The sequence below is a fragment of the Paenibacillus darwinianus genome (genome assembly GCF_000598065.1).
Lineage (GTDB): Bacteria > Bacillota > Bacilli > Paenibacillales > Paenibacillaceae > Paenibacillus_I > Paenibacillus_I darwinianus.
On sequence record NZ_KK082213.1, the window covers coordinates 15,057 to 18,449 of the forward strand.

At 63.0% G+C, this 3,393-nt stretch carries 2 protein-coding genes and 1 pseudogene; all 3 read right to left on the reverse strand.

Features of this window, described 5'->3' with window-relative positions; translation table 11 throughout:
* Window positions 1-946 (reverse strand): SagB family peptide dehydrogenase (locus BG52_RS15525; RefSeq protein ID WP_036667526.1); only part of this gene is annotated, 946 nt, incomplete at its 3' end.
* A 25-nt stretch (window positions 947-971) separates the two neighbouring features.
* The gene (locus tag BG52_RS14015; RefSeq protein WP_036581690.1) at window positions 972-2,924 is read right to left on the reverse strand and encodes a TOMM precursor leader peptide-binding protein; all 1,953 of its coding nucleotides are present in this window, start codon (window positions 2,922-2,924) and stop codon (window positions 972-974) included.
* Window positions 2,921-3,393, reverse strand: a pseudogene (locus tag BG52_RS16240) (bacteriocin maturation protein); the annotation flags it as partial. The gene BG52_RS14015 and the pseudogene BG52_RS16240, both read right to left, overlap by 4 nt.

The following is a 3,393-nucleotide window of genomic DNA, read 5'->3' on the forward strand; positions in this document are numbered from 1 at the left end:
GCGCCGGCGATTCCCGGTCGGCGGCCGGGCGCGGCGCCGCTTCAAGCTGCCGGAAATCGCGGGCGAAATGCTGCATGCAGGCCTCGTTCATTCGCAGCAGCACCGGATATTCGGGCGAACGGCCCGGCCCGACAGCATAGTCATGCGAGACGGCGGGCAGCTCCCTGCACAGCTCGACGGCAGCCGTCGCGTCCACTCCGCCCAAGCTGAGCGGCAACGGTTTTTCCGACAGCGGGATAACCGCATACACGCTTTCCTCCCGCTCGGCCAACCCGAGCAGATGATTCACCGCCCGATCGAGAAATTGAAAGCAGACCTTGGCCGAGTACCCGAGCCGCCGCGCCGTCTCCAGCAGCTGGCCGATCAGCAGTCCGGTGTCCAGTCCCTGCAGCCGGTAGGAGAAATTGTGATATTTATAGAAATTTTTGCGGAACATCACCGATGCGAAGACGATGCCGAAGCAGCCCGTGAGATCGAAGCGGCCGCCCAGCGCTCTGCCGGCGTAGCCGTCGAAGTCGCCCTCGCGCAGCAGCGCAAGCCGATGGTGCGCGGCGTCATAATGGTAGATCCCACGCGGCCACCCGCCGGTCCGGAGGTAGATGTACAATTCGTTCGGATACAGCCCGCCCCCGGATGCCGCGAAGCGCCGGAATAGGTGCGCCGGCGCGCCTCCCGCCCGCAGCACCTCCGCCTCCGGAACGGATTGGGAAACCCGCGCGAGTCCGTAGGCGTACCATAACAAATGGCCGACTGCCGCCAAATCCGGCTTCATCAGCGCTTCCGTCTCCCCAAGCTTCAGCGGAATCCCCGAAGTAAAGGGGAACATGGGCAAACGGCGGTAAAGCTTATACGGCAATGGCGCGTTATCCCAGTCCGTCTCCCAGTTCGCGGGTCTCGCCCGCTCGGTTTCAAAATGCAAGCAACGAATGAACTCTTCCGGCCTCAACCGAACCCCTCCCCGCAATATAAATTTATGGAAACGGATGCGGATGAGGATTCAGCTCCTCCGGCTTCAACGGCTTTTCGGCAAAGCCGAGCTGCGCCGGAACCCTGAGCACCCGATCCAGTCCGGCAAGACGCGTCAAGTGGTGGCCGAAGGTCATCGGCAGCATGCCCGGTATGAGCACCTTCACGCAATACAGCCCGTTGCGAAGCGTTTCCGGTGTGGACTGATCGACCACGATTATCTCAAGCCCGAGCCGACGGAACACCTCCATCCATTCCTTTAAATCCTCAGTCAGATCGGCGTGCTTCGACTGCGGTCCGAATGCTTCCCGAAACGTCTGCGGCGCGCGGCGGCCGCTCCCCTCCAGCAGGAAGCCGAGCCGCGGCTCCGCCTGGGGCAAGGCATACAGCATCGAATGGTCCTCCATATGCCGGACCCGCGACGGATCGTCCAGCATCCGCGCATATTCGTCCCGCTGCGCCTCGAATTTGTCGCCGAGCGTCATCAGCATGCCCGCCAGCTCATGGACGGCGCTTTTCACCGCCCGCACCGGATCGAGGTGAGCCCCGGCCGCGCATACCAGATTCACGCCGCGGGACTTTTTATTTTTCGCCATCGCCCATATGCTGGGAATGCCGTGCTCCATCGTAGCGTTGAACAGCAGCGTCTCGTACCCGGATACCGTCTGCAAGCGGTCGAGCATCAGCGTTAATTCCGGATCGCCCGCAGCATGCGGATCGAGCTGCGGAAGCGGAAGCCGCGCGTACCACGTCATCAGAAACGCATCCCTCTCCACCACCTCCAGGATGCCGTAAAACACGGCCTCCTCCAGGCTTCCACCCAATGCGCAGCCGTTGGAAGACTCATAGACGAAGCCGCTCCCGCAGCCCATACTGTAATACGCGAGCAGCTCGGGCACCAGGATCGGACGCAATTGCAGAAACGAATACCCCCACACCCAATCCAGGGGACGGTCCGCATCAAACGGCTGGAATGGAAAGCCCGGCTTGTCGTACTGCTCCTGCGCATGGAGGCCGACACGAGTCGGATTCAAGGCGTCCTTCTCCAGCTTGCGGTAGCTCCCTCGCACAACCGTGCGCTTGCCGCGCGGCGACATGCCGCAGTATCGTTCCAGCCCTTCGAGAATAGCCGTCGCCTCGCTCACCTCGTAGGAATGGGTTCTTCCCGCAGTCGCTTCATCTCCGCCGAACAACGGCAGATTCACACTGACATCGGCAAATGGAGACACCAAATCGCGCATTGTGCCGTTAAGGAAGCCCGTGCGGTAATCCAGATAGTCCCGGGACAGCAACGGCTTCAATTCGTCCATCGAACGGCTGCGATAGCTTCCCGGATGGACTTTCAGGCTGGGCTGCAGGGATCCGACGGCCGCCGACGGCGAATCGTCGGGCAGTCCGCCGCACACGGGACACAGCGGATCCGGCAGAAAAAAGTGGCGCGAAACGCTAAGCGTCTGCAGATTCACCAGCAGCAGATGCTGCTGCGGAAGTGCGCTTCCGCAGCCGTTCAATGCTTCCCTCGTTATAGCCGCCAGCAGAAGCGCGGTCTGCCGGAGCCCGCTGCGGGAGCACCAGGCATCGGGCCCGATGCCGCCGGCATCCGCCGCTCTCTGCTGAAGCGTCCACATCTCCTTGCGGTCGCCGCCTGCCATCAACCGGCGCCAATCCGCGCAGCGCGGACAGCCCTTCAAGCCGGGCCGGGCAAACGGACCGATCACATATTCACCGAACGATGCGAATCCCCGCAGCCAAGGAATGCCCGCCTGGCGCATAGCCGCCTCCGCCGTCTCCTGCATGCGGGGATGCCAACCATCGTCGAGCACGAGGCCGATATCCGCGTCGACCGGATCGGTCTCCGCGTCAATTCCTGCGCGAATAAGCCCGTATTCGCCGGACAATTCTCTGCAGACCTGCTCGGTCAGCAGCCCATTTCCATAAACGACGACCTTCGCGCTCAACGCACCTCCTCCTCTCGCAGCGATACGCGAACGGCGCGAATCGGCCTTTCCTTCCAGAAGGACTCCGCCGCCACTTCGCTCACGACCAACCGCTGGCCGTTCCGTGTCAATACCCGCAACGCGTCTCGCAACGCGTCTGCGGAGGAGACATCGCCCGCAATCGCCGCGCTTCGCGTATGCCCGTCGGCGTACAGGACGGACTCGGCCTGCAGCGCATACGGCGTGACACCGGATGAACCGTTCTGGGCCTTCAGCAAGGCCAGCTCCAAGGCCGCCCGCAGCGCGGAGGTCCGGTTCAGGCCGGCGCTGCCGAACCAGCCGTCTTCGGCAGTGCCGACCCACATGACCGGAAAGCCCGACACCGCCTCGCTCATTGCGAATAACGGCGTACCGCGAAGCGCGGTCAAGGCGCGCGTATAATACCGGCACCGTTCATCCTCGAGCTCGCTCAGCCGTACCCGGTAAACGA